At 54.5% G+C, this 4,322-nt stretch carries 4 protein-coding genes; 2 read left to right on the top strand and 2 right to left on the bottom strand.

What is annotated here, in order from left to right; all coding sequences use genetic code 11:
- Window positions 1-169: 169 nt before the first annotated feature.
- Window positions 170-1,180 (bottom strand): alcohol dehydrogenase catalytic domain-containing protein, encoded by a 1,011-nt coding sequence (locus RMSM_RS20805; protein ID WP_008700757.1) that lies wholly within the window; start codon window positions 1,178-1,180, stop codon window positions 170-172.
- A 474-nt stretch (window positions 1,181-1,654) separates the two neighbouring features.
- Here RMSM_RS20805 and RMSM_RS38750 point away from each other — a divergent pair, with 474 nt between their 5' ends.
- Complete coding sequence (locus tag RMSM_RS38750) at window positions 1,655-1,834, top strand: Wadjet anti-phage system protein JetD domain-containing protein (protein ID WP_081614262.1); 180 nt, start codon at window positions 1,655-1,657, stop codon at window positions 1,832-1,834.
- A gap of 413 nt (window positions 1,835-2,247) precedes the next feature.
- On the opposite strand, the gene RMSM_RS20800 is transcribed toward RMSM_RS38750, so the two are convergent.
- Window positions 2,248-3,789: an arylsulfatase gene (locus tag RMSM_RS20800; RefSeq protein ID WP_008700749.1), complete on the bottom strand. Its 1,542-nt coding sequence runs from the start codon at window positions 3,787-3,789 to the stop codon at window positions 2,248-2,250.
- A 219-nt stretch (window positions 3,790-4,008) separates the two neighbouring features.
- On the opposite strand from RMSM_RS20800, the gene RMSM_RS43855 reads away from it, so the two are divergent.
- A partial coding sequence (locus RMSM_RS43855; protein WP_144057820.1) for a DUF427 domain-containing protein occupies window positions 4,009-4,322 on the top strand: 314 nt, incomplete at its 3' end.

Here is a 4,322-nt window from a genome sequence, read left to right as displayed (position 1 = left end):
ACGAGCAGGAAGCACAGCTGCAAACTCCACCTCCACCTCGCCATGGTGGCCCCGATGCCGAAGACGGTGAACGGGGGCGGCCGCAGCGGCCTGAGTAAAGCTCGCAACACCCTGGGTAAAAAATGACAAGTCGTTTCATCGCGAGTATCCACCGCTCGCGTCTGGTCGGCTACGAAACCACCAAGACATTCGCGCCTTTGATTTGCCCACGGCGGAGGTTGCGAAGCGCCTCGTTGGCTTGATCGAGGGGATAAAGTGTGACTTCGGGCCGGAGTGGGATCTCGGCCGCCAATGGCAGAAACTCGGCAATATCACGGTGCGTTAGATTGGCGACCGATTTGATTTCACGTTCCATCCACAGATGTTCGTGATAGCTCAGATTCAGTAATTCGTCTTTGTCCGCATCCTCTTTACGGATCGCGTTGATCACCAGCCGTCCGCCGGGACGAAGTTTCTTCATCGATTCCACGACCGGTTTCCAAGCAGGCGTGGTGTCGATGATCGCCTGCAGCGGCTGAGGCGGCACCGCATCGATGTCGCCGGCCCAATCGGCGGCCAAGTCGCAGGCGAACTGCTGGACCGACTCGTCACGCGTGAAAACATAAACGGGCGAATTTGGATACAGGTGCTTTGCCGTGGGCAGTACCAGATGCCCCGAACCACCAAACCCCATCAACCCTAGCGGCTGGCCGTCGCGAAGCCCTGTTAAACGCAACGCGCGGTAGCCGATCGCGCCAGCACACATCAGCGGTGCGGCTTGTGTATCGCTGAGGGCATCTGGAATTGCCACCGCGTAATCTTCGGGAACCGTCATGAATTGGGCATAACCGCCGTTGACGTCACACCCGGTCGCAGCGAACTGGGGCGACAAGTTCTCGTCCTCGTCGCCGCTGGAATGATGGATCCAGCCGACACCGACGCGGTCGCCGTTGGCAAAACGGGTGACGTGTTTCCCACGCTCGACCACGCACCCGACGACTTCATGGCCTAGCACGATGGGCAAATGAGGCGGCCGCAAACGGCCTTCGATTTCATCGAGCTCGGTGTGACAAACGCCGCACGCCGCGACACGAATCAATAGTTCACTCTCCGCAGGCTTAGGCGTAGCCAATTCGACGGACCGCAGCGGCTCTGGCACTTCCGACAACGGAGCCGTTTGCGACAAGACCATCGCTTTCATTTGATTTTCCGTACCGATTTGTCACATAGAAACCATTACGAATTTTTGTGCAAACGCAGTACCAACGGCTGCTCGTAACGGAAAACCGTCAACGGACTTGTTGATTCATTGAACCGCGACGCGTCAGAGAACGTCCGGCTTAGGGTGACTCTAACAACTCGCATTCGTTCTTTTTTAAGGCCGGAGGCCGGTACGATTCATGCCGGTGGTGTTAACCACCGGTTTGGAATGCAGCAACTCCAAGGCCGGAGGCCGACACATTTACTCAGTCATTGTGTCGGCCTCCGGCCTTTGCAGCTCATTCGCTACATCCCGTGGCCTTACGGCCACGGCAGAGGATGTATCGGCCTCTGGCCTAAGCCGGACGTTCTCGTCAGCGGCCCGGTATAACGCACTAAGAGGGTGACTTACGGCTCACCGTTGCGATTTGATTTAAGCAGTGGCTTGCGGGCTGTTCATTTAGTGAAGTTTCCTATGACAAGGGGTGCTGCGGCAAGAGAGTTAACCCATTTAACGGAGGCGGAAATGGAATTGTACCAGCGACTTTGCCAGCAGAATCAACGGCTAGAACAAGAGCATATTCCCGAAACGATCGTCCAAAAAGCGTTTGACCATTGGGGTGTCAGCGAACGAATCGAAAGCAATTGTAAGTAAAGGGATCGTGTGGAGACCGACGAAAGCCTTGGCGACTTTCGGCTACGATAGCATGCCCAGTGAACCAAAATATCAAAGGATTGCATCCGTCATCGAACGCCAGACAACGCGAGTGATCTCTAGCAGATATTCAGTAAAATGAGCTACCCCCTCAATAACTGTCTGCCACGAATCTCACTAATTTGCACGAATAAGAACAGGCTCCGTCCCTTCGCGATGATTCGTGGCAAAACATGCCACGATGAGCGTGAGAGCGAATCATTTCATTTCAAGCGGGGTCCATGATTGTGATGCACGTCACGGCGAGTGGATGGTATCGTGCAAGGCGTGGGCGGCACGGCAGCGGGTACCGCGTGAAGACCGACGAAAGCCTTGGCGACTTTCGGCTACGAGGAGGGTTTGCGGCGACGCTGCTACGGGGCGAGGTCCGGACGCTGTGAGTTGATCTCTTGTTTTAGGATCGTTTTTAATTGCTCGACCTTTTCCGGATACTGGTCGGCTAAATCATTGCGTTCCTCGTTGTCTTGCAGGATGTTGTAAAGCTGAAACAGCCCCTTTTTCCTGTCGGCTTGCACTAGTTTCATTCCGTCGCCCCCGATCAAGGCACTGCTGCCCATCTGGTCGAAGTGGTTGTTGACGATGACATAATCATGCGTCTGAGTCTGGGGTTCTCCTCGCAGTGTCGGCAGGTACGAGATGCCGTCTTTGCCAGCCGGTTTTTCGACTCCCAGAAGATCCGCCAACGTCGCTAGGAAGTCGTAATGCGCGGTCAGTAGATCGGTTTCGCTTCCCGCTGCGATCTTGTCAGGCCAACGCACGATCAAGGGACATTGCATACCGCCTTGGTATCCGCTGCGTTTCAGTCCGGCCCGGCCTCCGGCCCCGTCGAACACATCCCCGCACTCCGATGTTCGCCATTTTTTGTCGGTCAAATTGGCTGGTTCGCCGTTGGGCAACCGTTGCTGTTTGTAGGAGGGCTTGGGGCCGTAATAAAGTTCGTGGCCATTGTCCGAAGTGAACACGACGACGGTGTTTTCATCGAGACCTAACCGTTTGAGTTCACTCATGATCAGCCCGACATGATCGTCGAGCATTTTGACCATCGATGCGTACTTTTTTTCCGCAAGCGACATCGTCGGATGATCGGCAAAATCGGGGTGCAACTCGGGGATCGCCACCGGGCCGTGCGGAAGTTGCGTAGGGTGATACAAAAAGAAGCGTTCCTCTTGATGATCACGAAGATACTTCAAGATGCCTTTGATAAATACATTTTGCGAATAGGTTTCTCCGCCATATCCAACCGGCTCATCTCCCTGCTCACTGGTCTTGCCACAGTCGGCAAGTGTGTTTCCGGGCAACTCGAATCGTTCGCCATTACGCCACAGATAGGGTGGATAGAAACCGTGGCACCGCTGGTGATCATAGTAGCCTTCGTAGAAGTCCCAGCCGAAGCGTTTCACCTGTTCGTGCCAAGTCAGAAAGCCGCGGTCGAGTTTGCCGAACTGAGCGGTTTTGTAGCCAGCCTGCTGGGCGATTTGCGCCAGAAAAACTTCGTTCTCGGGGATCGGATGGGCGTTGGATTTCAATGCCGCCAATCGCTTCTGGTATTCTTGTTCGTTGATCTTGCCAGCGTCTCGCAGGATGGGAAGCCCAGGGCGCGTTTGTGCCCAACCGCCGATGCGGCCGTCGTGCATTCCAGTCAGTAACGTCCAACGTGCCGGCGCGCAATACACGCCGCCGTAATAATTGTTGAACTTCATTCCCTCGGCCGCCAATCGATCGATGTTCGGCGTTTCGATCACTTGTTGGCCATAACATCCAATCATCGCCGGCCCAAGATCATCAGCGAAAATCAGGATCACGTTCGGTGAATCGGTCGACGCCGCCCGCGTGACACTCGAGAAGGCCAGCAGAGAAAACAGCACGGACGAGACGAGACAGATTAGTCGGTTCATCGGATCAGTGGGGTTGGAAAAGAGAAGGGACCGAGGCGGTTTGCAATTTCCGATTAGACACTATTTTGCCAAAAAGCCGTGCGATCGTGCAATGAAATTGGTTCTCGCAGTATTTTATTGACATCATCGTAGTTGAACTGTCCTCATTTGTAAGTTGACCGCCCAGGAACGTTGTTTTGCGCACTGAGAGCGTTCGCCCCGAATCATCTCCACCGATCGATGCCCTTGCCGGCTTGCATTAATGATCAAGAACCGAAATCGTCAACGGTACCTCGAAAACAGGACGCAAATGACGTGCAATACCAGCGAATCAAGCCCGGTCCGGGGCAAGAATCGGTGTGGGATTATCCTCGACCCCCTCGACTTGAACCTTGTCAAAAGAAAATTCAAATCATGGTCAGCGAAACCATGATCGTTGACTCCGAAAACTGCTTTCGTGTCTTGGAAACCAGTCATCCGCCAGTCTACTATTTTGACCCTGATACGATACGCATGGACCTGCTACGCGAGACACAAGCTGGATCGTTTTGCGA

It is taken from the genome of Rhodopirellula maiorica SM1 (assembly GCF_000346295.1).
Classification (GTDB): domain Bacteria; phylum Planctomycetota; class Planctomycetia; order Pirellulales; family Pirellulaceae; genus Novipirellula; species Novipirellula maiorica.
This window is presented reverse-complemented; position numbering and strand designations above follow the sequence as displayed.

What these genes read in the sequence shown, in the direction of transcription:
- RMSM_RS20805 (WP_008700757.1), bottom strand. Translation starts at nt 1,180, where the DNA reads ATGAAAGCGATGGTCTTGTCGCAAACGGCTCCGTTGTCGGAAGTGCCA.
- RMSM_RS20800 (WP_008700749.1), bottom strand. Translation starts at nt 3,789, where the DNA reads ATGAACCGACTAATCTGTCTCGTCTCGTCCGTGCTGTTTTCTCTGCTG.
- RMSM_RS38750 (WP_081614262.1), top strand. Translation starts at nt 1,655, where the DNA reads ATGACAAGGGGTGCTGCGGCAAGAGAGTTAACCCATTTAACGGAGGCG.